A 24,979-nucleotide genomic window follows, 5' to 3' on the forward strand; every position below is an offset into this window, starting at 1 on the left:
CACACCTCAGTTCTATAGGAGCGGGCCGGCCGAGCCGGGTGTTCGTAACCAAGACCACTGATCCAGGCGCCGCCGCCTTTAGGCGGTGCCTTGGACATGCGCGACGGCCACCCGGCCACAGAAACTGTGACCAGACAGTGGTTTCAGAGGTTACGACGCCCCACCGCCGGAATTTGCCAACGGTATGACATCCGTCGCAGATCAAAAACTGGATATCAAGAGCCACGCTTCGTTGATTGCGCGAATCCGACTTGCGAGGCGAGATAAGGGCGCCTTGCTGCGAATTGCGCGGAAACCGGTCGATCGCCGAGACGAAAGTAGAAGGTCAGCAAACCGCCCTAGTTCTAGCCGTTCAAGCGTGGTCGGAGCGATCCCGAAAGCGGTCGTAGGGTCATTGACGCTGAAGCGCAGATCGCACTTAACTTTGCCGCCTTTCAGCCGCGTCAGGCGCTGCTTACGGTCGGGGGCTGCGCGTCCCGCCTCAAAATCCGTGCCGCGGCTTGGTTATACTCTGGCGCGTTCCAAACCACGCCCTTATCCGACGGTGCCGTCAACAAGACTGTGGCGCAGGCAAGGCCGGCCGCATCGAATTTGCGAGCGATGAACTCGCTCTCGCCGCGGTCATGGCTCGACATGATCAGCTGATAGCCGTTCAGCTCTACCATATTGCGCATCACATCGACAAAAGCGGCCGTGTGGATGATATCGTTATGCTGCAGCGGGTCATCGAGAAGCAGCGCACGCCAGCGTGACCATTGATAGGCCGTGCTCGCCGCGCACAGGATGCTGAAACCGTTTGCGGCTAGCTGGCCCTCGCTCAGCACGACCTGCGGAGGCAAATCCTTCTTCGTCTCGATAGCATTGTCGACCTTCTCGCGGTAGCGCAGCGCCATCCCGAAGCTGGTCGCATCGACCCTCGTATCGGCCTTGAACTGAATGCTCTCACCCGGCGTGCTCAGCATCGCCTCGTTGAAGTCGTCGATCACCGTATTGAGCGGATCGAGCACTCGCGCCGAGAAATCGTCGGCCTGCTTCTGAAGATCCTCCGAATAGCGCTTCACTGCATTGCGCGCCGCAGTCGTGAGTTTGACCGCCGCCCGCGCTGCCTCGACTTTCGTTTTGAGCGCTGCCAGATACGCCGTCGGATCCTTGACGACATCGTCGCCTCCGGTCGCCCGCATCGACGCGAGGATCTCGTCGATTTCGCCCTGCAGCAGCGCATCCTCATTGTCGCGGGCAAGCACGAGCTGGCGTTCGGCGAGGGACCGTAACCCCGTCAGCACCACGTCGATGCCGGACAGGCCGCGATCATAGGCCGCCTGGCTAGGAATGTCGTTGAGGCCAGCGCGCGTCCAGCGCTGCTGCATCTGCCGCGCCGCCTGTTCAGAGGTCCCGCGCGTCACCTCGGCCGCAGCAAGCTCGCGCTGCGCAAGGTCGAGTGCCGCCTGTTCGCGCTGCACATCTGCGGTGGCGGTGCTCGCCGCCTCAGTCAGTTGTCCCAGACGACCCCGCGCGTCTTCGCCGCGCTCGCGCTCCGCCGTCAATCTGGCCTCGATCTCACCGATCGTGGCGTTCGACAGATTGCGGGCGGCGATGCGATCGGTGCACGCCTTGTCCTCCGCCTGATACTGCGCCAGTCGTATTCCGGACTGGCTGTCGCGCGCGATCAGATCTTCGAGATCGGCTGCAACGCTCGACCGCTGTTCGGTCGCTGCCGCCGCGTTCGCCGACAAGGGTTCAAGCGCAACCTCTGCGGCTGCAAGCGCAGTATCCGCATCGTGCGATCGGGCCGCGGCCAGCGCGGCGAGGTCGCTTTCGGGGGTCGTCGCGAGCGTCTGGGCGATGCTGGCGCGCGCATTCGTCACGGCATCAGCCGCTGCTCTCGCGGTCCGATCGAGTCCGTCGATCGCCGCCACGATCCCGCGAAGGCGACGGATCTCATCGCTGAGCGCGGGGCGGGTGGCGCGCAAGGATTCCAGCGCGTCATCGGCTTGCGCGAGGCGATGGTCGCTCCCCGACGCCGCGGCATCGGCAAGCGCCTTCAGGGCGCCCGGTTCGAACTGCGTGCGGCACACCGGACAGTCCGTGTCGTCCTCATGGATGTGACTGGCAAGCTGTGACAAGGCTGCGCTGATCGCCGACGCGTGACGGTCCGCCTCGGCGCGTTCGCGCTGCGCGTCGGCAATCTTGCCGTCGAGATCGGCCAACTGCGTTTCAAGTGGCGTCAGTTCCACCGAAGCACGAGCGGCGGCCTCGCGTCCCTGCGCCAATGCGGCCTCGGCGGCGCCGGACTGAGCTTCCAGGTGGAGACAATCCGCCATTGCCTCATTGAGCGCTCGGGCCGATGCGGCAAGGCTCCGCAGCCGCACAACACCGGCACTGGCCTCGCCATGCTGACTGATAGCCGCGTCGGCTTCCGCAATCGTCGTGCGATGCGCCGCGATCGCCTTGGCAAGCGCCGTTCGATCCTGCTGCTCGGTCGCCACCAGCGCGGCCAACTGGCCACGGCGGGCGAGATCGATTCGTGCCGCATCGAGCACTGCAATATTCTGGTCGATCGTGGCGATCGCGGCATTCTGCGCGGTCACTGCGTCATTGGCGGAACCCACGAGCGGCGATGCCCGATCGAGCCGCGCCTGCGCATCGCTGACGACGCTGCGCAGCCGGACGAGAGTTGGATGGTCAAGCCGTCCCTCCGCTTGGCTGACCGCGAACTGCGCGGGCATGTCGGAGAGCCCCTCCATAGCCGCCCTGCGCTCACCGGCGGTTCGCAATGCCTCACCGATCCGGTCCCCGAGCGCTGCGAGGCGTGCCGCGACGCCTTCGCCAGTGACGGCAATCGGCTGACCTGCCGCAAGCTGTTGAAGGTCGCGCTCGAGCTGGTCGATCCGCGCAGCGACTTCGTCGGCCGTCAACACGCCCGTGGCGCGCGCGGTCGCGCGGAGCCGCTCGAGCCGTGTCATCCATCCCTGCCAATCGGCGATCTCCCGATCGAGCGTAGCAACGACGGCCTGTTCGGCGTCGAGCCTCCGCGTGAAAGCCGCGATGGTCGGTCGCCCGCGCAACCCTGCGCGGATTCGTTCGAGCCGGTCGATTCCGCTTGGTCCCTTGAGCGCCTGCCATTGGTCCTGCGGGTCGCGACTGGTGAACCGCTGCTGCGCCGCCTGGCCAAGGAAATGTGTAAGGGCGAGATAGGTCCCAAGATCGTTGATCGTGCGGCGATCGGGCCGCGCAAGCTGCGCGACAATGTCCGCCATGGAAGTCCCGCCGGCGGTGCTGCGTTCGATGGCGTCGCCGTCCGAGAAGGTCAAAGCGACGCTATGCGATCCGGGCTCGGCGCCCCGGCGCGTGAGATAGTCCTTCTCGACAAGCTTCTTGCGACCCTTGTTGATATAGGGTTCGAACCGCCGGATCTTGTTAGTCAGTCCCCATTCGATTGCATCGAAGAAACTGCTTTTGCCGAGGCCGTTGGTCCCGGTGAGTAGAACAAGGCCGGGTGCTGCCGGAATGTCGATCGCGAAGTCGCCAAAGGTCCGGAAGTCTCTGATCGCAATGCGGGAGAGGAAAATCTCGCTCATGCCCGTCCCCTCCGCTCCCAGGATTTAACCAACGCCGCCACAATATCATCCGGCGTCTTCTTCTCGTCGAGCGCGATCCGCTCCCATTCGTCCGCCGTCGTCCGCGGCAGCCCCGGCGCGGTCGCACCGGTCCCGCTCAGCGCGTCGAGCGCCACGTCCTCGAACTGACCTTCGGCATGGACCCACGGCCGGGCGAGGAAAGTGCGCTTGAGGAATTCGGCGAAGCTCTCGTCGTCATTCAGCGGATCTTCGGGTCGCAGCCATGCCAGCTTGCGCGCGACCCGGTCGTCGCGCTCGACCATCAACGCCATTGCGCGCCAGGCTTCCTGCCGCTCGCTCGCGCGGGGACCAAGCAGCATCAGCTGAAGATCCAGCGTCTCGTTGGTCCCAAGGAACGAGCGTGCGACGACGCACTGGTTGCGGCAGCGCCGCAGCGTCTCAAGAACCGCTTCCATCGCAGCAACCTCGGGGAGGATGCCCAGCACGATGTTGAAGCGATCGATCCGGATCGCATGGCTCTCTGCCGGCAGATCGGTTGGACTAAGCGTCGTCGACTTGCTCGACCCGCCATTGAACGTCGCGCTCGCAAGCTCGGGGCGATCCTCGACCTTGAGGTCAAGCGCCAGCGCCGCCCTGCGCAGCCGCTCGGCGAAGTCCGCCAGTGCGGGTGATAGCGTCGCACTATCCGTCATGCCGCGCCTTTCATGATCGTCTTCTCAAGCGCTTCGAAATGCCGCGCCTCGACTGCTGCCAGCAAAGTGCGCAGATCGGCCAGGCCCGCCGCCGCCGCTTCGATGAAATCGCGACTGATCGACATGATCACCGGACCAGATCCATCCGTATCGCTGAGCCCAGGCTGGTCGGTGTCGATCTGCGCAAATGGCCGCTCGGCGATCCGGCTGACCTCGATGGCCGTTTTAACGACGAGGATGACAAACTGGGTCTGCCACATGAAGGATGCGGCGCACAGTGACATCTCGTCACCATTGATCATATCGGCCGCGCAGCCATGGCCAGCCCATTCGCTGTCGCCGTCACGCAGGCGCACTAGATTACCCGGCCTCTCGCTTTTCGGCGACGTTTCATCCCAGGCTGCGGCGATGGCGAGCGCGACCGCGGTACCGCGCAGGATCACCGGCCATTTGCTGGGACCGACCAGGATCTGTGCCGCGTCGCGATGGTCATCCTCGTCGACCGCGCAAATCATCAGGCGCAGGAAGTGATTGAGCAGTGCCGGGTCATCGGTGAACGACGCATGCCAGACCGCCCACGTCGCGGCCATTGCGTCGCGAAGATCCTGCGCGATCTTCACGTTGATCGGGCGGCCGGGATCGGCGTTGCTCGCGAAGAACGGTTGGAGGTGCGTGTCCAGGCGCTCCAGCAGCCAGTCATCGAGCGAGCGGTGGATCCGGCGCGCCAGAATGTCGGGCGGCAGCGGGACCGGATCTTGGGCAGCACCGCCGGGATTGCCCGCGACGATCGCCGGCATCGCCATCCCTTCGGCGTGCGGCGATTCCAGGCTGAGCTCGCGGACGAGCTGGCTCCACAGTCCGGGCGCGGCATGGAGCCGGCAATTGCCGCTATGGCAGGCGACCCGCAGCACCGCGCCCGCGACGGCGCCTAGCTGCTCGGGAGCATCGGGTAAGATGATCTCGAAAGGCTGTTGCTCGCTCCACGATCGGATGAGCTGGTCCGCCGAAACCGCGCCGGACCAGCGGATGTTCGCGCCTTCGCGCAGCAGTTGCACCGATATGGGAAGCTGATTGGCTGCCAGCCGTTGCAGCCGCGGCGCGAGGATATCCGCACTGCGAGCCGCATCCCTGAACAAGGACCGTGCTGGTGCCGACAATTTCGGGACGAGCGTCGCCTCACCGTGGCGAGCAAGCCATTCCTTATGGGTCACGTCGAAACTCGCCAGGTGCGCGGCAAAGGGCGCTCGCACCACGTCGCGCTGGGGGCCGCGCCGAACGATCACCGCATCCGCCGCGACCGTCTCCCCGCCGCAATCAAGCCAGAACGGGGCGACGACCGGAGCTGGATCGGGGGGGTCGATCCTCGCAACGACACCGCAATGCAGATGCCGGAACGACCGCTGGGCGTCACCTGCGCACGCCTTGATGGTGAGGTAGGCGGCGAGCCGATTGAGCGTTGCCGTGGAAACGTCGAACAGCTCGGCATGCTGGGTCTGGAACGTCAGCTGCACGCCGGGCCGCAGTTGCTGGGCGACCGCGGCAACGAGGCCGATATCAGTGAGCGGCTGCAGCAGCTCGGCGTCATAGGCCACCATGAAATCGAAGCGGGCGCCATTGGCATCGTCGGCGCGGGCGCGCGCATCGATTGCGGCAAGGGCCGGTTTCAGCGCCGCGATGCCAGGATGTTCAGAGATAAGCCGGATCATCCCGGCATGATCAAAATCGCGCGCTCCCGCGGCCACAAAATCGATCAGGCCGCCATCCCCCGCACCGCTGACGAAGAACCGCGGGCTCGGCCGGCCTGCGAACTCGGCAACCGGAACGCCGGCATCGGTCCAGTAGCTGGCACTCTGAATCGCCGGTAGCGGCTCGCCGGGCTCAAGTCCGAAGCCGACAGCAAGAAACACCATGTGAAATTGTTCGTGCAGCTCCGCGCCTGGCACCGGGGCATTGAGCTCGGTGATATCGAGCTGATAGCCGTCCGCCGTCCGCGTCAGCCCGGTGACCCTATGGCGCAGCCGTCGCTCGAGGCGCGGCGCCAGCCTGACAACAATGTCTTCGAACCCGAGCAGGACATCGTCGCGCACGGCGCGGCACGTCCCGGACTCCCAGTCCAGGATCGGCAAGTCAGCGATGGGGTCGGTGGTGTAGTGCGCTGGCCAATCGTAGATATGCGGATCGAGTCGCCGGCGATCGGTCGTCGACTGCAGGGGCAGCAGTGCATCAGCGGACTCGAAAAGGACGACCTGCGACCCGGTGACGAGCGCGGCGGCAGCTGCAGCGGTGACACCCGCCGCACCGCCGCCAATGACGGCGATCCGCGGATTGGCGTGGAGATAGCCGAGTTCCTTAAGCGCGTGGACCAGCGACAGCGCCCGCACTTGCTGGGAGTAGAAGGTGATACGCCGGTCGAAACTGCCGATCACGAACAGGTTCGGCCGTTCGCGCACTGTCGCGCCGTCTACAATGTCTTGGGCAAGCAGAGCGTCAGCCAACGCAGCGCGCTCCCGCCGACATGCGCGCTTGCCATACCGGCACCAAGACAGTGGCCTGAGTTCCCGCACACATGGTCGACAATCCGCTCCCCCTGCCGGCCGCGTCGCTGCGACAGCCGGCGCACTCGCTTATGGGAAGGAATCCGGGAGGTCGCAAGATCCTGACGAGTCGCGAGATTACTGTAGGCCCGGCGTGGTGCCTGCCGCTCAACTTTACTCGCAATTCCGGCATTTGAAGCCCGACATTCCGCCAACAGCCAAGCAAACCGCAGACTATTTGGCATTGGCCCACAGCACTCCCTGAGCCATCATGCTTTCTACACGAGACGGATGGAGTCAGCATGAGGAACAAGCCAGATGGGGAACTCGCGAAGCGGTTCGAGGTGCTGATCGATGATCCGAACAAGTCCGAAAACGATGTGCAGAAATTTCTAGAGGAACACACCGAGTTCCTCATCCCTTCATGGTTTCAGAACCATCCGATCACGATGAACTCGATCATCTCCAAGTTCCCGATCGGTGGGCGCACCGCCGACTTCGCTTGGTTGATGAGCGATTCAGCCACTTGGTTTTTGGTGCTTGTCGAGATCGAATCCCCGCACAAGAAGCTCTTCAGCAGCAGCAGCAAGCACGTGAAGCCGTCGTCTGTGTTCGAAGATGCGCTGAACCAGACGCACGTTTGGAAGGAATACTTCGATGAGCATCCGGCCGAAGTGCGCGAAAGCATCCGGCCCATGCTCGTTCCGCTGGGCCGGGAACGCAATCCCCTCAAGCTCCGCCGCGTCCTGATCATCGGCAGGTCCGCCGACCATGCAGCCAACGAGGCGCGACGAAAGCGGATGGCGACGATCGAGGAAGATCACAAGATCAAGATCCTGACCTACGACAGCCTGCTGGGCCACTACCGTCGGGGCCAGGGCGAGAAGCGCTGCGTGCTGTCGCCTCGAGGTGCCGGCTTTGCGATCAAGCGGATGGACGCCTACCCAGAAAGGACATTCGCCTATCTCAGACCCGAGCAACTTCATGTCCCGCCACGCTTCATAGCCGAATTGGAGGCGGCGGGCTTCCAAATGCAGGAGTGGCTCAAGAACAAGCCGCTCATATTCGACGATAGGTGGGCGACCAAGCCGGAGGACTGGGACGACGACGGGATGCTTAACAGGGTTTATGGTGCCGCCATGGACGCGGTCGAGAAGGGCCGGTCAAAGCGAGCCGCGAAACGCGAGAAGTCCAGATAACCTCTGTTACGGTCAGCGGACTGAATCGCCTGAATCGCCGGTTGTGAAAGTGTCAGCTTCCGCAAGTTTTTGCGCCAAAAACCGCCAGTCCGCTGTCACCCAATTTGGGACGATTAAGCTTTGCGCGACTAGAGCAACGGCTTTGGAACTGACTTAGTACGACCCATCCCTGATAGTGGCTTCAGCGGGTGATCTCAAAAGCCGCATTTCGGCGCGTTGCTAAGCGATAGGTGCTGGTGAACCACGATCGAAATCCAGTGCTTGTAGCCGCGCGTCGATCCGCGGCTGACGGGCAATCGCAGCCGTGATCTCGCCTGGCTCGCCTACGAGGACAACAAGCCGGCGGGAGCGCGTGACCGCCGTGTAGAGCATTGATCGATCCAGCAGGCGTGATTTTGTCACCGGCACGATCACGGCATCGAACTCAGACCCTTGAGCCTTGTGCACGGTGATGGCCCACCCGCGAGCGATGGTTTCCAGGTCGAGACGGCCGATGTCCGCATCGCTGCCGTCGTCCCAACGGACGAGTGCACGATCATCACCAAACCGAAGGATGCGGCCAAGCGCACCGTTCATGATATCGATGCGGTCGCCTGACCCATCAAAGAGCCTCGGGCGATCATAGGAATTCTGGGTCCAGAGAACCTTCGAACCGATTCGGTACCCCCAGTTATTCACAGGCTGTTGGTCCCGCAGCCAATCCCTTTCAATGAGCTCACTAAGGGATTCGGCGCCCCATGGTCCCTTCTTCGTCATTGTCAGGATCTGGACATCGGCCTTGTTAAACTTGGTCACATCAACGGTTTCGGGCGAACCGACGAGACGCGCGAAGGCGTTGTGGACCATCTGGGGCGTTTCCCCGGTCGCGCATGAGAGCAGGAAAACGCCCGTGCTGGTTGGGGTCAGATCGTCCCCGGCGCCGAATTCCGGCACCACCCCCGCCCGGATCGACGCAGCCGCCGTGCTAACGTCGCTTCCGCCCTGTTGGCGGTGCGGTCGATCGAGGACTGTCCGTCTGATCGATCGGCTTGCCATCAGCGCACGGATAGGATGACCAGCCTGTAATGGTGGGAGCTGACCATCATCGCCGACGAAAAGCAGCCGGGTTTCTTCCGGCAGCGTCGTAGCGAGCAGCCAGAGGTCCGGGGTGCTGACCATCGACACTTCGTCTATGATGAGCAGCTCTGGAAGGGGCGAATGTCGCCCCGCCTCCAGCGTCTTTCGGAATCGGTAGATTGTCCCCGCATCGTGGCCGGTAGTTGCAACCATACGCCGCGCGGCACGGCCGGATAAGGCCATTTGATGGATTGGTCCGCGGCGCAGACGCTTCGATGCTACGATGATGGCGCGCAGGATGGTGCTTTTTCCCGTGCCCGCGCCGCCGGCGATGAACGCCACATTTGACGATACGGCCATATGAACCGCGTCACATTGGCCAGGGTCAAGCCGGAAACCAGACTTGCGCTCGACTTCAGCGATAGCCGCATCGACAATACCGGCTTCAACCTCGGGGGCAGGTCGGTCGTTTCGCGCAGCTATCGCAGCTTCAAGCGCCCGTTCCATGTGCCAAGCGGCTCGGGATTGCAGATGACCGCCGACCTTAATCGCCGCGCCTGAAGCGATCGCGACCTCTACTGCCTCTGATGCCGCTGCTTCGCCCCGCCTTCCCAGCAGGCGCCTCACTGAATTAACCAGAGCAGGCCGAGTAACGGCGGTGTGGCCTCCGAGGTTGTGACCAGTAGTTCTGAATGCCGCAGCCATTGCTGTTTCGACAGCCGCACATAAGCGTCGAGGATCGGTACGGTCTAAACCTGATCGAAGCGCAATAGCGTCGATCTTATCCCATGGTTCGAGGATGGTGAGGTCGTAGGGGTTGTCCTTGAAACGTTGAGCCGCAAACGGTCCGAAGACTTCGACAGCGGCGCGCGCCGTTGCTCCATCGACGCCGATCTGCTCAAGCGCCTTTAGTGCCGCAACCTCATCCGCCAGCTCCTCAAATGCCGTAAGGATGGCGAAGGCTCGCTTCAGACCGACGACTGGCTCCAGCCGCCGGAAGTCGGACTTTTCCAGAGTTTCATACAGCGCTGGGCCGAATGCGTGCCATAGGCGTTCGGCATAGGCCTCTCCGACACCGACAATCCCGGGATGCGTGGCTATCCACCCGACAAGCCCGCGGCCAATGGGCAATTCGGGGGCTATGGCATCCACGATGATGTGCTCTGCCGGCCCGGCACGACCAGTTCGCCGATCGACGACTTGATGTATCTCGACCGGACCGGATACTCTCCAGGTCTCGCCTTGTGCTGGATATCGGCCGAGTGCTGCGTCGGGGACACGAGCACGGATCAAGGTCGTGGCTTCACTGTGAGCATCGTGCCCGAGCAATATGCCGCCGCCGAACGGCCCGGGGTAGAATGACGTTACACGCAAGAGGACCGTTCGGACGGTCACGGCATTCTGCCTTTTTCCGCCATAAGTCGTCGGATCGGTTCGTATCGCGCCAGTTCTGATTTCAACTGCCGCACTTCTGCCCGCAGCGCGAGGATCTCAGAGTCCGAAGCGCCAGAACTGAAGGCCGCAGTTCCGGCCACCGGCGACGGTGCTCGCGACGATCGAGATGCCGACGACTGCGCAGTCCGCTGTTGAAGGCCCACCGAATCGACAGCTTCGTCGAGCAGCGCCTTCAACGCACGGTTGGTGTAGAACACGCCGCGGTCGAAACCGCATGCAGTGGCCATTGCCGATAAGTTCGCGCGACCGTCCCGCATCGGGAGTTTCTGCCCAGCCTTTACCAGCGCATCGAGATAATCGATAAACTTGCGGACGTTTTTCTCGCCGCCCTGCTCGCCCCGCATCAGCGGGGCTTCGGACGGTGACGATCAGGAAGATCGGGATTCTTGTCGGGAGGTGTAGGTAGCGGCCGATCGAGTTCTTCCTCAGTCATGCCCTTTTTGTAGGCGTTGAAGGACCATCGTTGAAACCGTTCAAGAAGAACTTCGTTCTCCCGCTGCAAACGGTCGGCGCGCTCCTTATACTGATTGCGCTGGCCGATGGCTGCTGCCACAGCTGCCGATCCATTGCTCTTTGCACCGACTTCGCGAATCGATTGCTCGATGCGCGTCTTGGCATGTTCCCACGCATCGATGATTCTCGGCTGCTTATGCATCGCTACTTTAGAATACAGGTGCCCAATCTCAGTCGCCAAAACCGCTAGGTAGCGATCCCAAGTGAGCTTATCCGTCCAGCCCTCAAGAAGGCGTACTGCGGTTTCGATGTCGTCTTGTGAAAGACGCGGCGAAGTGGTCATAGTCAGATTCCGTTTTCAAACAGGTCGTCCATCAGCGCGAAAAGATCGCCCTCTTTTTCTTCATCGTCAGGAGCACCTGGTCTCATAGTAGGGAATGCGGTCTTTGCATCATGACCTGCCTCGGCGCGCAGCCCGTGCGCGAGGCCCGCTTTGGTCTGGCTCGACGACGGCGGTGCCAGCGTAATCACAGCACCTCTCGATATCTCGGGATCGGTCAGCACCGTGACAACCTCAGCCCATCGCGCTCGGCGATCAGCGTGCTTCGCCAGCCACTTCTCGGCGCCTGGTTCGCCCAAAGCTACCATCTTGGCCGCCGCTGCCTCTGCCTTCTCGTGAATGGCAAACTGTGCGCGTGCTTCTGCCAGATGGCGTTCATCACCCTTCAGAAAGGTGTTTTCACCACAGCTGATACAGTCCTTGTCTTTGGGGCACGGCGTCAGGGCGTAGTTGTGTCTGCAAAGACCGAACCGCGTCGAGATTGTATGCCCCAGCTCCAGGCGAAGCGCATCCTCGTACGACATTGACTCCAGTCGAGACCGCTCACGCGCCTTGTCTGCTAAGGGACCGACCGTGCTGGGGGCATCACCTTCTCCTGCCTTAACCCACAACTCCAAGAAGAACTCTTGCGGAAGGTGGTTGTAGAAGTCGTTTTGCTTAACCGATTTTCGCCCTGACCAAAATGCGATCAGCTGCTCGGACACAAACTTGGATTGGGCTAGAGTGTTCAGGAGATGACGAGGCTGATGCGTAGTCATTTTCCAGAATTCGCCGGTATCCGGGTCGACTAATCCGTGTCTTTCAAACACTGTCTTGCCCATCGGTTTCGTCCCTAGATCATGCAGGATCTGACTATAAGTAATATAGCTCGGCACGTGGTTAAGGGTGTCGGTGTAACCTCGCATGATATTTAGAGGTAGGCAGAACAGCGAACCGCTTGCTCGCTGCCCGTTTTGAGAGCCAATCTTTGGAAACTCTCTCGGCATCGCCGACAACACCCAGTTTTCGACCGCTTCAAAGCTGTAGAGATTGAGTATCTTCGCGACGTTTCCAGGTTCTCCGCGAGAACGATCCTTTGTTGTGCCGACACTTTCGCCCATAGCCACCCTTAGGGAATGTCCCTGGCTAAGAGGGTTTTTTCGGCCAACGATTACAGCAGCCTCCCAAAATGTCAGAGGCATGCCACGCAAGTGCGCGTAGCCCGGCGGAAGATATAATTGGCCAGGGTTTTCTTCGTACCATCGGGCCACTCTGCGTGTCTCTTTTCCGAGCTCGGTCAACCTGGCGATTGCAGTCCGCGCAACAGCTACCCATTCATCATCTACGGCGAACTTTGTGAGAGGCGGTCCATCCTTCTTTGGCTTCCACGAGAGTCCGAAGACGCCGTCGGCTTCGGTCGTACAATCGACAGGCAACTCCAAGATCTCGGCGACGCGTGAAGGGGAGAACATCGCGAGCGCAAACCAGGCCGTCGTGATTTGGTCAGGTGGATAAGTGCAGTCTTCAAAGACCCCGGCAAGGTCAAGAACGGACTTCATATGCGGGAGCTTGTTGAAGTTTTTCACCACTCCTGAGTCCGGGCTAACAGTTCTGGTCCTTGCCTGGTTGTTAAAGGAGTGAGGATTCTTCCACGAGACCGGATAGGTGGTCAGCCTACCCCCTTCAAGAAATTCTTCTACGAAACGCTCTAGCAAGCGGCCGGCCGTGAACTTGTCGGTGGCATTAGTTGCGATGCGTTCTCCAGCGATGCGCAATGTTTCGTTGTCTATTTCGCAAATGTTCGGCACACGGCATTGCTGCCGCAGCGCATATTCGATCAATCGGAGCGTTGCTGTGAATTTACTTGGAGCCTTGTCGCCTGTAGTGCGGATGTACTCCACGATCAAAGCCATTGCCCCTTCGAAAAAGGGCTGAGCAAATGGTATAGCGTCGGGGCTGCGGTTTCCGCGACGGGTGGTCTCGAGATTTGTGAGATGGACGATCTGGCCCGTACGAGAAGATCTGCCAATCGAACGGTAGTAGTCGGCGAAGTCCAAAGGATCACTACCCCATGACAGGTTGAAATCCTGAAAAACATGCCACTCCTTCGACCGCTCAATCAACGCAGCTAGATTCTCGCGCGCAGTAAGCTCTGGCTTGCCTTGGAAGCGGATGACGATGCCGCTCATCGGGCGCTGACCTGCAACAGACGAGCATCGCGTTCGCGCACGATCTCATTGACTGCGTCAATCATGCCTTCGGTAATAAGGCGTATGCGGGGCTCTTCTTCTGTTGCCAGGTCTTTCTCGAGCGAAATGAGCAGGTCCTCCCAAGGTGCACCGGCAAAAGGTTCGAACTTGTGGCACTGCAAGCACGCTCGCGGCGCATCCTGATGGCAAGCAACGGTGGTTCCGCAGGCACCAACGGGAAGGCCGACTTCCATACGGAATATCTGGGCGAAATCGCGGATGAGGGCTGCACCTTCGCCAGCACGAGTCGCTTGCGAGATGTCGTCGATTAGGCGGCCTCGGAAAGCGCGTGCAAAGGCATACATCTCCTTGCCGATAGCTTCAGCGATGGGACGCTGAAGTTGCGGCATGGCCGCGCGATATGCGCTGACGGTGGTTGTGCTGCGATGGGTCAGCAACCTCGCCACCTCGTCGTCGCTGGCGCCATGAGCAATTGCTCTTGTGCCCATCGTATAACGGAAGCGGTAAGGAAAAAGCTTGATTAAGGCGCCGTAAAGGCGGTCCGATCTCACTCGAACATGACGTGCGGCTGCAAAGAACGCTGACTGCACTGCTGGCGAACTGTCATAAAATAGACAGTCACTTGGTTGGCCACCCGCGCTATCGTACTCCGCGAGATAGACCTGCAAAACTTCAGCTAGGACCGATGGGGCCTTCCGCTTCCATCTTTTACTCTTATCCGCTTCGCGTCCTTTGGCCAGCGGGATAAACAGAATTGCCTCGAGGCCTTCTGGTCCAGGAAGGAAAGTGACATCTCCTCGTTGCATTCGTGCGATTTGGATCGGTCTGACACCGGTTGCGATTACAAACCAGAAGAGAGCCCAAGCCGGCAGGTCTAACGCCCCGGTCTCGTACGCTGCGTTGAGAGCAGCTTGTACACCGGACAGTTCCTGCTCGGTCAAAGCGCCACGTTCAGGGTCATTCGTGACAAGCGCAAGGAAACTGCTGCCGGCCTCCTCCCACTTTGTGGGCTGATCGAGGAACGACCTTACGTCAGGGTTGACCTGCTCAGGGAATGAAGAGGCCCACCGACGCAGCACACTCGAGACAAAGGGCCAGCCGGAAATCGGCAGTTTGCTTGGCCAGGTTTCGATATGCCCGATCGTTATGTCGGTAATGTCAGCGGCGTCTTGAAGCACCACTTCGCTAATGAACCTAGTTGTATAATAATGACACTGATAAGCAAATGATAACGAGTGCGTTTTCAAAAGTCCTATAAGAATTTCGAGCAGACCTATTTGCCATGGCGAGGAGCCAAGCATTGGCCTATAATCAAAATTCCTTACAGCCACGTCGTCATAAATCGTAAATTCGCCATAAATATCTATCGATATTGAGTTATTGGCTCCATAGAGAAGAATCTCGCGAATGTTTTTCTTTTTTTCCAAAACGATATTATTATTCATTTTTTTGCTCTTCATTACTAGAATTAAAATTCGCCGGCTTAGCTTTTTTAGAGAACATCTCTTCTACAATCATATCGGCCTTTTTTCGGGTGTGTCGCTTATTATAGCGGCTTGCCATTTTCGAGTTCTTACCCCACCCCATGGTGCGGCGACGGACTTCACTTTCTTCTGCTGGAGTTATCCGTTTCGCTTCTGGCTGATCGTCAATCATTCGGCTAAGCCGATCGTTCCAGTCCCGCCTCAAGCCGTGGGGCGTGAGAAATTCTGGGGCTCCCGGCACCTTTTGCCGGATCGTTTCGAAAAGGCGGTTAATACCGCGGGTTAACAGCAATTCACCTTTGCGATTTACAAACAGGTAGCCCCTCTGCCGGGCTCGACGTGGGATAACGTCGCTATAAACCGCAATGTAGTCTTGAAAGGCTGAGACGGTCCTGGCGGAGATTTTTACCGTTCTTGATACTGTCTTGGAAATCCAAATGGTGAGCTTGCGACCAGACCAATCAATATCTTCCACCTGAGTTTTGAGAATTTCGCTCCGCCGCGCCCCTGTATCGAGGTATAGACGCCAGATCAGGTAGTTCCGCGCGCGAAGGAAGCGATCATCTAAGAAGGGGTTGAGTGGCGAGTCGGGAAGCACTGCCTCTTCGATGAGCTCGGCAATGCCCTCACCATAGCCTTCAAGCCTCTCATTATCCTCCACCGCGCTGTCTACGGTCGGGGCCAGCTGTATCAGCCTCGCGATTCCCTTTGTAGCGATAGCTACAAAATCGAGCGAGCGCTTTTCACGGTAGGCGATTCCTTCACGCACTTGCAGACGCCAACGTAGATAGCTTGCAACCCAGCGGATGCGGCTCGCTGCTTCCTCTGAGCTAGCGGGCTTACGCTCCGCTTCGCTTGCCGCCGCCGCCTTTCGTTCGGCACGGGTGCGCGCGAAGATGCGCCGCTCCAGTTTCGCTGCCCTGATCGGGACAATCTCTACTGAGAGCGCCGAATCAGATTGGCGCTTCCTCTCGACGGCGGCCAAGAGGCCGCTGAGGCTAAGACCTAGTAGGGGCGCTAGTGATTCGGCATCGGCGTGGGTGAGGATTGGACCAGTGGTCAAATCGGCATCAAGGTTACGGCCCATCGCCTCTGCCGCTAGTCTAGCCATGGCGATGGCTCGCAGGACCTTCTCAATGGTTTCTGGTGACTTGCCAGTCTGCTGGTATTCGATGGTGGAGTAGACGTTCGGCCAAAATTCGGGTCGGTTGGCTTCGTCTAGCAGCATGACTCGGACGCTGCCGTCTGGACCCTGGAATCGCCGAATGCGAAATGGCGTCATGTTTACGAACCTTGGACCGTCTTGATACTACGATCCAAGGCTCTTTAAGCAACTTACGGCCCGCGCAACCTAGCGGTTAAAGTTTTCCCCGTTTTTCCGTATCTTAAGGCCACATAAGTTTACGATTTCGCTTTAGGGCTCGCTACTGGCAGGCCAGGCATTCCTCGTAGTCGGTCTGGCCGGCCGAGAGTTCGATCTTGGGGGCCTGCGCGGTGTTGTCCGCCTCGACGCCGCCGGCGAAGCCTGCGCGCTGGACCGACTTGGAGCGGAGGTAATAGAGGCTCTTGATGCCCTTCTCCCACGCCTGGAAGTGGAGCATCATCAGGTCCCACTTGTCGACATCGGCCGGGATGTAGAGGTTCAGCGACTGGGCCTGGTCGATGTAGGGCGTGCGGTCTGCCGCGAATTCGAGCAGCCAGCGCTGGTCGATCTCGAAGCTGGTCTTGTAGATCGCCTTTTCCTCAGGGCTGAGGAAATCGAGATGCTGGACCGAGCCCCCCTGCTCGAGGATCGAGTTCCACACGTTGGTGGAATCCTTGCTCTTTTCGGCCAGAAGCTTCTGCAGATAGGGGTTCTTGACCACGAACGAGCCCGACAGGGTCTTGTGCGTGTAGATGTTGGCCGGGATCGGCTCGATGCAGGCAGAGGTGCCGCCGCAGATGATCGAGATCGACGCGGTCGGCGCAATCGCCATCTTGCAGGAGAAGCGCTGCATCACGCCCATTTCGGCAGCATCCGGACATGCACCGCGTTCCTGCGCGAGCAGGATCGAAGCCTCGTCCGCCTTGGCGGCGACGTGCTTGAACATCTTGAGGTTCCACGCCTTGGCCATCGCCGATTCAAAGGCGATGCCCTTGAGCTGGAGGAAGGAGTGGAAGCCCATCACGCCCATGCCGACCGAGCGTTCGCGCATGGCCGAGTACTTGGCACGGGCCATCTCGCTGGGCGCGCGGTCGATGTAGTCCTGCAGCACGTTGTCGAGGAAGCGCAGCACGTCCTCGATGAAGCGCTTGTCGCCGTTCCACTCGTCCCAGGTTTCAAGGTTGAGCGAGGACAGGCAGCACACCGCGGTACGATCGTAGCCGAGGTGATCGCGGCCCGTCGGCAGGGTGATTTCCGAGCAGAGGTTCGAGGTCGAGACCTTCAGCCCCAGGTCGCGGTGATGCTTGGGCATCATGCGGTTCACCGTGTCGTTGAACACAATGTAGGGCTCGCCCGTGGCAAGGCGGGTTTCAACGAGCTTCTGGAACAGCGAACGCGCATCGACCGTGCTGCGAATCGAGCCGTCCTTGGGGCTGCGCAGGTGGAATTCCGTGCCATCGCGCACGGCTTCCATGAATTCGTCGGTCAGCAGCACGCCATGATGGAGGTTCAGCGCCTTGCGGTTGAAGTCACCCGAAGGTTTGCGGATCTCGAGGAACTCCTCGATTTCCGGGTGCGAAACGTCGAGATAGCAGGCCGCCGAACCGCGCCGCAGCGAACCCTGGCTGATCGCCAGCGTCAGCGAATCCATCACGCGCACGAAGGGGATGATGCCGCTGGTCTTGCCGTTGAGGCCGACGCTCTCGCCGATGCCGCGGACCTTGCCCCAATAGGTGCCGATGCCGCCGCCGCGCGAGGCGAGCCAGACGTTCTCGTTCCACGTCGCGACAATGCCTTCGAGGCTGTCATCGACCGAGTTGAGGTAGCACGAGATCGGAAGGCCGCGCCCGGTGCCGCCGTTCGACAGAACCGGCGTGGCTGGCATGAACCACAGCTTCGAGATGTAGTCGTAGAGACGCTGGGCGTGCTCCTGATCGTCGGCATAGGCATCGGCCACGCGCGCGAACAGGTCCTGATACTTCTCGCCGGGGAGCAGGTAGCGGTCGTCCAGCGTGTCCTTGCCGAAATCGGTCAGGCGCGCATCGCGGCTGTCATCCGTCACGATGGTAAAGCGGCGCGGATTGACCTTCTTGGAATCGCTGACCGGCGCGGCCGCAACGGCAGCCGCTGCGACGGTGGCGGCCATGCCTGCGACAAGTGCTTCGCTGCCTGCGTCCTTGGCGTCCATATCCATCGCCTTTGCTTCACCGGCCGCAGCCGGAGCGCCTGCAAGCGCCAGTTCGTCCTGCGCAACCACGGAGCCGTCTCCAGTTCTGAAATCCACGTTCAACCCCCGTTCGCACCCCGCAGCCAAGGCCCGGGCGATCAATCGACACTCGAATCGGGCGAGTGGCCCAATCCTACAAGAGACGGAACGAAAGTGGAACATGTTGTTCCGCAGGCGCTCGGCTCCAGAATTCCCGATCACGGCCCCGTGTGCCCTGCGCGCAGGCAATGCGTTGCCATTGCGCGCAAAACACGCCCAAGCGCTCTAAACTAGGTTTAGAGGTCCCCCTGAAGCCCGACCACAACCCATAGTGCCTCAACCGGATTCAGACACAAGAGGGTAAACATCCGCAGGGAGACTCGATTCGTCGCACGTGCGATTCGCTTCGTCGCCAGAAGAGCTATTGTGCAGTGCAGCGACGCGTGGACTTTCCTGCACTTCAAGGGCGAAACGACGCCGGTCGAAATATTTTTCGGGTTGGCCACCAACTTGTGGACAAGAGAGCGTCAACCGGCACCATATGTGGTGTCCACAGGAACGGAGTGCAGGTGTGCTGAATCTGATCTCGATTGTCTTCACCGGTCTGGTGGTCGGCGTGCTGGCGCGGTTCTTCTATCCCGGCGACGTCGACATCGGCATGCTCAAGACCGTGCTGCTGGGGGTAGGCGGCGCGCTTGTCGCAGGCCTGTTCGCCAGTTGGCGCAGCGGCCGGACGTTCGGCGAAGGCGTCAACCGCGCAGGCTGCCTCGCCTCGGTCATCGGAGCGATGCTGCTCATCTTCCTTGGGCGCAATCTTTAAGCCTAAGCCCGAGGCGCAATGCGGCGATAGCTGAGCGCTTCGGCCACATGGATGCGACCCACTGTGTCCGCCCCGGCCAGATCGGCGATAGTCCGCGCCACGCGCAGCATGCGGGTATAGCCGCGCGCGGAGAGGCGCATCGCTTCGGCAGCCTGTGCGAGCAGCTTGCGCCCGGGTTCGTCCGGAGTTGCGTGGATGTCCAGCAGATCGCCGTTAAGCTCGGCGTTGCTGCGGGCGTTGGTGCCCTCGAGCCGGGCAACTTGCAGCGCCCTCGCCCGCGCCACCCGCGCGGCCACCTGGTCGGAACCTTCTGCAGGCGGCGGAAGCGCCAGATCCGCCGCGGAGACCGGATCGACCTCGACATGGAGGTCTATGCGATCAAGCAGCGGGCCTGACACCTTGGACTGATAGTCGCCGGCACAGCGGGGGGCACGGCTGCACCCAAGCGCCGGATCGCCCAGATGGCCGCAGCGGCACGGGTTCATCGCCGCGATCAGTTGCACGCGCGCCGGGAAGGTCACGTGCGCGTTGGCGCGGGCCACGGTCACCTCGCCCGTCTCCAGCGGCTGGCGCAGGGAATCGAGCACGGCGCGCTGAAACTCGGGCAGTTCGTCGAGGAACAGGACGCCGAGGTGCGCAAGGCTCACTTCGCCGGGACGCACTTTCAGCCCGCCCCCGGTCAAGGCGGCCATGGAAGCGGAATGGTGGGGAGCCCGGAACGGCCGGGCGCGGCTGATGCGACCGTCCTCGAGCGTGCCGGCCACCGACGCCACCATTGACACCTCGAGCGCCTCGGACGGGGTCAGCTCCGGCAGGATGCCGGGCAGGCACGAGGCCATCAGCGACTTGCCCGCGCCCGGCGGCCCGATCATCAGCAGGTTATGCCCGCCAGCCGCCGCAATCTCCAGCGCCCGCTTGGCGGTTTCCTGGCCCTTGACCTGCTTGAGATCGGCCAGGCGACGCGGTGGCTCTGCCACGCCCTGAGAAGGCTGCGGGAGGCGGTGCTGCCCCTTCAGGTGATTGAGCAGGCCGATGAGGTCCGGTGCGGCGATCACGTCGATCCCGCTGGCCCAGCGTGCCTCGGGCCCTTGCGCGGCAGGGCAGATCAGGCCCTTCTCCTCACCACTGGCATGAAGCGCGGCGAGCAGCACGCCAGGTGACGGCAATACGCGGCCATCCAATGCCAGCTCTCCCACCGCCACATAGTCAGCGATCTGTTCGAGATCGACCACGCCCATTGCGGCCAGCAAAGCAAGCGCAATCGGAAGATCGTAGTGCGAGCCTTCCTTGGGCAGATCAGCCGGCGACAGGTTCACGGTGATCCGTTTGGGCGGCAGGGCGAGACCGAGTGCGGAAAGCGCCGAGGAAACCCGCTCCCGGCTTTCGCCCACCGCCTTGTCGGGCAGGCCGACGAGCCGGAACGCGGGCAAACCGGGCGCCACCTGGCACTGCACTTCGACGGCGCGCGCCTCGAGCCCGAGATAGGCGACCGTCGACACCAGCGCGACCATCGATACTGCACTCCATCCGCAATGCTACTTAGCCTAGCAGCGGTGCGGCCAGTACGGTGGCGGGATGCGGCCATTTTCGAGGCATTCGTAGCCAGTCGCGGGTCATGGTGAAGCGATCTTAACCGCGTCCCTTGGCAATTCGGCAATCCGCGCGCGCGGAAAAGGCTGACCATGCTCCGCCGCGCGCTTCTTCCCGCGATCTTCGCCATTCTCGCCTGCCAGCCGGTGCTGGCGCGCGAGGTGACGACGCGCGAGGTAACGACACGGACCTGGGTGGAGAACGGCGTCACATGGACCGAGACGACGGTCGTCGAAGTCGAGGAGCCGGGCTCCGAACGCATCGCCGGGCTGCCCCGCGCCGATGTGAAGGGCGTCGCCAGCTTCGGGTCGTTCGAGGTGCTGGACGGCAGCCGGGCCGCACTCGTCGCCGAAACCGACAGCTATTCGCCAGCGGACTTCCAGAAGATGCTGCGCGCCTTCCCCGGCATTCGGATGCTCGAAATGCCGGACTGCCCCGGCACGGTCGACGATCACGCGAATCTGCGCCTCGGCCGCATGATCCGCGCCCGCGGCATTGCCACGCGCGTGCCGGAACACGGCTCGGTCCGCTCGGGCGCGGTCGAGCTGTTCCTTGCCGGAGCTAGCCGCAGCGCTGCGCCCGATGCCGAGTTCGTGGTCCATTCTTGGATCGACGATGAGGGTCTCGAGCCGGACGATTTCAGTGCGTCCGACCCGGTCAACCGCGCGTACCTCGACTACTACCGCGAAATGGGCCTTGGGCCGGACAAGGCCTCGGCGTTCTACGCGCTGACCAACTCGGTGCCGAACGATCAGATCCTGACGCTCGGCACCGCCGATCTGGCGCAATACGCAGCGCTCAACTGACGATCAGTGCGCTGCGCCCCATGACAGGCCGGTTCCGATCTCCACGCCAAGCGGCACACTGAGCTTCACCGCAGGCTCGGCCGCCGTCGCCATGACCCGCTCGATCACCGGCCTGGCTTCCTCCACATCGCCTTCCGGCAGCTCGAAGACGAGTTCGTCGTGGACCTGCAGCAGCATCTTCACGCGGGGCAAGCCTGCTTGGGCAAGGGCCGGCATCATCCGGGCCATGGCGCGCTTGATGATGTCGGCGCTGGTGCCCTGGATCGGAGCGTTGATTGCGGCACGCTCGCTGCCCTGGCGTTCGGCCTGGTTCTTTGAGCCGATGCGCGGGAACCACGTCTTGCGGCCGAACAGCGTCTGCGAATAGCCACACTCGCGCACGCTCTCCAATGTTTCGTGGATGTAGCGCTGGATGCCGGGGAAGCGTTCGAAGTAGCGGTCGATCATGGCCTGCGCCTCGTCCGCGCTAACGCCCAGACGCCCCCCCAGGCCCCAGCGGCTGATGCCGTAGAGGATGGCGAAGTTGATCGTCTTGGCCCTTCCCCGGGTGTCACGATCGACGGTGCCGAACATCTCCATTGCGGTGCGCGCGTGGATGTCCTCTCCGGCAGCGAAGGCTTCCTTCAGCGCCGGCACATCGGCCATGTGCGCGGCAAGGCGCAGTTCGATCTGGCTGTAGTCCGCGGCCAGCAGCACATTGCCGGGCTCGGCAACGAAGGCATCGCGGATCTGGCGGCCGATCTCGGTTCGGATCGGGATGTTCTGCAGGTTGGGTTCGTTCGACGAGAGACGCCCGGTCTGCGCACCGACGAGACTGTAGCTGGTGTGCACGCGCCCGGTCTCGGGATTGATCGCGGCCTGCAGCGCATCGGTATAGGTCGACTTGAGCTTGGACAGTTGGCGCCATTCCAGCACCAGCGTCGCCACTTCCGCCCCTTGCCCGGCCAGACCTTCGAGCACCGACTGGTCGGTGGAGTACTGCCCGGTCTTGCCCTTCTTGCCACCCTTGTAGCCGAGCTTGTCGAACAGGATCTCGCCCAGTTGCTTGGGGCTCCCGATGGTGAAGCTCTGTCCGCATTTCTCGAAGATCACGCTTTCGAGGCGCGCGATCTGGGCGGCAAACTCTGTGGAGAGGCCGGACAACCGCTCGCGGTCCACCTTGATGCCGTTACGTTCCATCATCGCGACGACCGGCACGAGCGGACGATCGACCTTCTGGTAGATTCGCATGCCCGCCTCGTCGACCAGCCGCGGCTGGAACAGGCGATGCAGGCGCCACGTGACGTCGGCGTCCTCTGCGGCATAGCGCGTGGCGTCGGCCAGCGGCACTTCGGCGAACGAGATCGCCTTCTTGCCGGTGCCGCACAGGTCCTTGAACTTCATCGTGGTGTGCAGCAGGTGCCGCTCTGCCAGTTCGTCCATGCCGTGGCCGGCAAGGCCGGTCTCGCTGCGTCCGGCATCAAGGCAGAAGCTCATCACCATGGTATCGTCGATCGGCGCGACATGGACGCCGTGGCGCGCAAGGATGTTGATGTCGTATTTGATGTTCTGGCCGACCTTCAACACCGCGTCACTTTCCAGGAGCGGCTTCAGTGCGGCCAGTGCCTCGGCGCGATCGATCTGCACCGGCCTTTCCGCAAACATGTCCGCGCCGCCATGGCCGAGCGGAATGTAGCAGGCATCGTTCGGCCCAAGCGCAAGGCTCACGCCGACCAGGCTGGCGCGCATTGCGTCAAGCGCGCTCGTTTCCGTATCGATCGCCACCACCCGCGCTTCGAACGCCCGCGCGATCCACTGCTGCAGCTCGCCCATCGACTGGATGCAGGCATAGGCGCCAAGATCGACCGCCGGCCATGACGGCAGCAACTGCCGGTTGCCCGCAGGTGCGGCCGGAGCCGCCATGTTTTCGGGCTTGGCGGGATTGAGCTGGGTCTTTGGCCCCGGGCTGCCCTTGCCGTCGTCAAGACGACGCAGCAGGCTGGTGAAACCGTGCTCCTCCAGAAACGCTGCAAGCGGATCGCGGGGGATCTGGCCGAGGGCAAAGTCCTCGATCGGAATCGGCAGCGGGCAATCTTCCTTGAGCTGCACCAGCACGCGGGAAAGGCGGGCCATCTCGGCCTGCTCGATCAGGCTCTCGCGCAGCTTGCTCGCCTTCATCGCAGGGGCCGCAGCCAGCGCGGATTCGAGATCGCCGTATTCCTGGATCAGCTTGGTGGCGGTCTTCGGGCCGATGCCGCGAATGCCGGGCACGTTGTCGACCGAATCGCCCATCAGCGCCAGGACGTCACCGACCTTTTCCGGCGGCACGCCGAACTTCTCGACTACTTCGGGAATGTCGATGCGCTGGTTCTTCATCGTGTCCAGCATGTCGATGCAGCCACCACCGGTGGCGCACTTGCCGACCAGTTGCATCAGATCCTTGTCGGAGGAAACGATCGTCACGTCCCAACCGCGCAATGTCGCTGCCCGCGCGTAGGAAGCAATCAGGTCATCGGCCTCAAGCGCGTCCTCCTCGATGCAGGCGAGGCTGAACGCACGTGTTGCATCGCGGATCAGCGGGAACTGCGGGACGAGATCTTCGGGCGGGGGCGGGCGGTTGGCCTTGTACTGGTCGTAGAGGTCGTTCCGGAACGACGTGCCGGCCTTGTCGAGAATGACAGCAAGGTGCGTCGGCCCATCCGCCTTGTGCAGGTCCTCGGCCAGTTTCCACAGCATCGTCGTATAGCCGTAGACCGCGCCAACCGGCGTTCCTTGCGGATTCGTCAGCGGCGGGAGGCGATGATAGGCGCGGAAAATATAGGCCGACCCGTCGACCAGATAGAGATGCTGCTTTTCGCTCATCGGGGGGTGTTAGCAGGGCGCGATGCCCGCGTCATCGCCTTGCTGCAGGGTGGTCGGAACTCAACCCGGCGCATGCAAGCCTCGGCTCAACGCACGGAAATCGGGCAAAAAAAAGGCGGTTCGGCCCAAACACGGGCTAAACTGTGACACAATGCATACGTCTTGTGCTTGCAACGCGATGAATTGCCGATTAATTGGGTCGCGAAGTCTACCGCTTGAGTAGGCTTTGCGGCGGGCTGCTTGCCCGGCGCTGGTCACTTCAATCCAGGGATTGTAACGCATGCGCAAGCTCATCCTCGCCGCTGTCGCCGGCACCGCCTTCGCTCTCGCTGGCTGCTCGGAAAAGCCGGCTGCTGAAGCCACCGAAACCGCTGCTGCTTCGGAAGCTGCTTCGGAAGTCGCTGCTGACGCTTCGGCTCCTGCTGCCGACGCTTCGGCTGAAGCGAGCGAAGCTGCTTCGATGTAATCCCCGCCCGCAAGGGCAGGTTACATGAGATAGAAGGGGCGTGGTCTTCGGATCGCGCCCCTTTCTCTTTGCGGTATGCCGGGCTGATGGCGCGCAAAAAACGGGGGCGGCAAGATCGCCTTGCCG

Annotated in this window: 16 protein-coding genes; 4 read left to right on the forward strand and 12 right to left on the reverse strand. The window is 61.8% G+C overall.

Features of this window, described 5'->3' with window-relative positions:
* Nucleotides 1–443 precede the first annotated feature (443 nt).
* The 3 genes from AC3WLM_RS07245 to AC3WLM_RS07255 are packed head-to-tail and all read right to left on the reverse strand — an operon-like array spanning nucleotide 444 to nucleotide 6,765.
* Complete coding sequence (locus tag AC3WLM_RS07245) at nucleotides 444–3,578, reverse strand: AAA family ATPase (protein WP_492477000.1); 3,135 nt, start codon at nucleotides 3,576–3,578, stop codon at nucleotides 444–446.
* Nucleotides 3,575–4,270: an ABC-three component system middle component 1 gene (locus AC3WLM_RS07250; protein WP_492477001.1), complete on the reverse strand. Its 696-nt coding sequence runs from the start codon at nucleotides 4,268–4,270 to the stop codon at nucleotides 3,575–3,577. The genes AC3WLM_RS07245 and AC3WLM_RS07250 overlap by 4 nt, the downstream gene beginning before the upstream one ends.
* Nucleotides 4,267–6,765 carry an ABC-three component system protein gene (locus tag AC3WLM_RS07255; RefSeq protein WP_492477002.1) on the reverse strand — a complete coding sequence of 833 codons (2,499 nt, stop codon included), beginning with the start codon at nucleotides 6,763–6,765 and terminating at the stop codon, nucleotides 4,267–4,269. Before AC3WLM_RS07255 ends, AC3WLM_RS07250 begins: the two co-directional genes overlap by 4 nt.
* Nucleotides 6,766–7,148: 383 nt before the next feature.
* Here AC3WLM_RS07255 and AC3WLM_RS07260 point away from each other — a divergent pair, with 383 nt between their 5' ends.
* Entirely contained in the window at nucleotides 7,149–8,003 is an 855-nt protein-coding gene (locus AC3WLM_RS07260; protein ID WP_492477003.1) for a Shedu immune nuclease family protein, read from the forward strand.
* A gap of 219 nt (nucleotides 8,004–8,222) precedes the next feature.
* On the opposite strand, the gene AC3WLM_RS07265 is transcribed toward AC3WLM_RS07260, so the two are convergent.
* From AC3WLM_RS07265 to AC3WLM_RS07295, 7 genes are all read right to left on the reverse strand, one after another.
* A complete protein-coding gene (locus tag AC3WLM_RS07265) occupies nucleotides 8,223–10,454 on the reverse strand; it encodes an AAA family ATPase (RefSeq protein WP_492477004.1) in 2,232 nt (743 codons plus the stop codon).
* Nucleotides 10,451–10,858, reverse strand: a complete 408-nt coding sequence (locus AC3WLM_RS07270) for a hypothetical protein (protein ID WP_492477005.1) — start codon at nucleotides 10,856–10,858, stop codon at nucleotides 10,451–10,453. Before AC3WLM_RS07270 ends, AC3WLM_RS07265 begins: the two co-directional genes overlap by 4 nt.
* Nucleotides 10,858–11,310 carry a hypothetical protein gene (locus AC3WLM_RS07275; RefSeq protein ID WP_492477006.1) on the reverse strand — a complete coding sequence of 151 codons (453 nt, stop codon included), beginning with the start codon at nucleotides 11,308–11,310 and terminating at the stop codon, nucleotides 10,858–10,860. The genes AC3WLM_RS07270 and AC3WLM_RS07275 overlap by 1 nt, the downstream gene beginning before the upstream one ends.
* Nucleotides 11,311–11,312: 2 nt before the next feature.
* On the reverse strand, nucleotides 11,313–13,475 hold the full coding sequence (locus tag AC3WLM_RS07280; protein ID WP_492477007.1) for a hypothetical protein: 2,163 nt from the start codon (nucleotides 13,473–13,475) through the stop codon (nucleotides 11,313–11,315).
* Entirely contained in the window at nucleotides 13,472–14,956 is a 1,485-nt protein-coding gene (locus AC3WLM_RS07285) for a tyrosine-type recombinase/integrase (RefSeq protein ID WP_492477008.1), read from the reverse strand. The genes AC3WLM_RS07280 and AC3WLM_RS07285 overlap by 4 nt, the downstream gene beginning before the upstream one ends.
* Nucleotides 14,934–16,208 (reverse strand): tyrosine-type recombinase/integrase, encoded by a 1,275-nt coding sequence (locus tag AC3WLM_RS07290; protein WP_492477009.1) that lies wholly within the window; start codon nucleotides 16,206–16,208, stop codon nucleotides 14,934–14,936. The genes AC3WLM_RS07285 and AC3WLM_RS07290 overlap by 23 nt, the downstream gene beginning before the upstream one ends.
* 196 nt (nucleotides 16,209–16,404) lie before the next feature.
* On the reverse strand, nucleotides 16,405–18,408 hold the full coding sequence (locus AC3WLM_RS07295; RefSeq protein WP_492477010.1) for a ribonucleoside-diphosphate reductase subunit alpha: 2,004 nt from the start codon (nucleotides 18,406–18,408) through the stop codon (nucleotides 16,405–16,407).
* Nucleotides 18,409–18,901: 493 nt separating this feature from the next.
* Here AC3WLM_RS07295 and AC3WLM_RS07300 point away from each other — a divergent pair, with 493 nt between their 5' ends.
* Nucleotides 18,902–19,150 (forward strand): GlsB/YeaQ/YmgE family stress response membrane protein, encoded by a 249-nt coding sequence (locus tag AC3WLM_RS07300; RefSeq protein WP_039333578.1) that lies wholly within the window; start codon nucleotides 18,902–18,904, stop codon nucleotides 19,148–19,150.
* Between the two features lie 2 nt (nucleotides 19,151–19,152).
* Here AC3WLM_RS07300 and AC3WLM_RS07305 read toward each other — a convergent pair whose 3' ends face one another.
* Nucleotides 19,153–20,661: a YifB family Mg chelatase-like AAA ATPase gene (locus AC3WLM_RS07305; RefSeq protein WP_492477011.1), complete on the reverse strand. Its 1,509-nt coding sequence runs from the start codon at nucleotides 20,659–20,661 to the stop codon at nucleotides 19,153–19,155.
* A 171-nt stretch (nucleotides 20,662–20,832) separates the two neighbouring features.
* Between AC3WLM_RS07305 and AC3WLM_RS07310 the strand changes: the two genes are divergently transcribed.
* Nucleotides 20,833–21,546, forward strand: coding sequence for a hypothetical protein (locus AC3WLM_RS07310; protein WP_492477012.1), 714 nt, complete (start codon nucleotides 20,833–20,835; stop codon nucleotides 21,544–21,546).
* A gap of 3 nt (nucleotides 21,547–21,549) precedes the next feature.
* Here the strand turns inward: AC3WLM_RS07310 and polA are convergent, their stop codons facing one another.
* The gene (gene polA / locus AC3WLM_RS07315) at nucleotides 21,550–24,387 is read right to left on the reverse strand and encodes a DNA polymerase I (RefSeq protein WP_492477013.1); all 2,838 of its coding nucleotides are present in this window, start codon (nucleotides 24,385–24,387) and stop codon (nucleotides 21,550–21,552) included.
* A 280-nt stretch (nucleotides 24,388–24,667) separates the two neighbouring features.
* On the opposite strand from polA, the gene AC3WLM_RS07320 reads away from it, so the two are divergent.
* Nucleotides 24,668–24,853 (forward strand): hypothetical protein, encoded by a 186-nt coding sequence (locus tag AC3WLM_RS07320; protein WP_039333570.1) that lies wholly within the window; start codon nucleotides 24,668–24,670, stop codon nucleotides 24,851–24,853.
* The last annotated feature ends 126 nt before the right edge of the window (nucleotides 24,854–24,979 follow it).

Source organism: Novosphingobium sp. FW305-C-30-35, from assembly GCF_058783135.1.

Bases quoted from the DNA above. Each gene is read 5' to 3' on its own strand.
- polA (WP_492477013.1), bottom strand. From the start codon at position 24,387: ATGAGCGAAAAGCAGCATCTCTATCTGGTCGACGGGTCGGCCTATATT.
- AC3WLM_RS07245 (WP_492477000.1), bottom strand. From the start codon at position 3,578: ATGAGCGAGATTTTCCTCTCCCGCATTGCGATCAGAGACTTCCGGACC.
- AC3WLM_RS07320 (WP_039333570.1), top strand. From the start codon at position 24,668: ATGCGCAAGCTCATCCTCGCCGCTGTCGCCGGCACCGCCTTCGCTCTC.
- AC3WLM_RS07270 (WP_492477005.1), bottom strand. From the start codon at position 10,858: ATGCGGGGCGAGCAGGGCGGCGAGAAAAACGTCCGCAAGTTTATCGAT.
- AC3WLM_RS07305 (WP_492477011.1), bottom strand. From the start codon at position 20,661: ATGGTCGCGCTGGTGTCGACGGTCGCCTATCTCGGGCTCGAGGCGCGC.
- AC3WLM_RS07250 (WP_492477001.1), bottom strand. From the start codon at position 4,270: ATGACGGATAGTGCGACGCTATCACCCGCACTGGCGGACTTCGCCGAG.
- AC3WLM_RS07310 (WP_492477012.1), top strand. From the start codon at position 20,833: ATGCTCCGCCGCGCGCTTCTTCCCGCGATCTTCGCCATTCTCGCCTGC.
- AC3WLM_RS07275 (WP_492477006.1), bottom strand. From the start codon at position 11,310: ATGACCACTTCGCCGCGTCTTTCACAAGACGACATCGAAACCGCAGTA.
- AC3WLM_RS07290 (WP_492477009.1), bottom strand. From the start codon at position 16,208: ATGCTGCTAGACGAAGCCAACCGACCCGAATTTTGGCCGAACGTCTAC.
- AC3WLM_RS07285 (WP_492477008.1), bottom strand. From the start codon at position 14,956: ATGAAGAGCAAAAAAATGAATAATAATATCGTTTTGGAAAAAAAGAAA.
- AC3WLM_RS07280 (WP_492477007.1), bottom strand. From the start codon at position 13,475: ATGAGCGGCATCGTCATCCGCTTCCAAGGCAAGCCAGAGCTTACTGCG.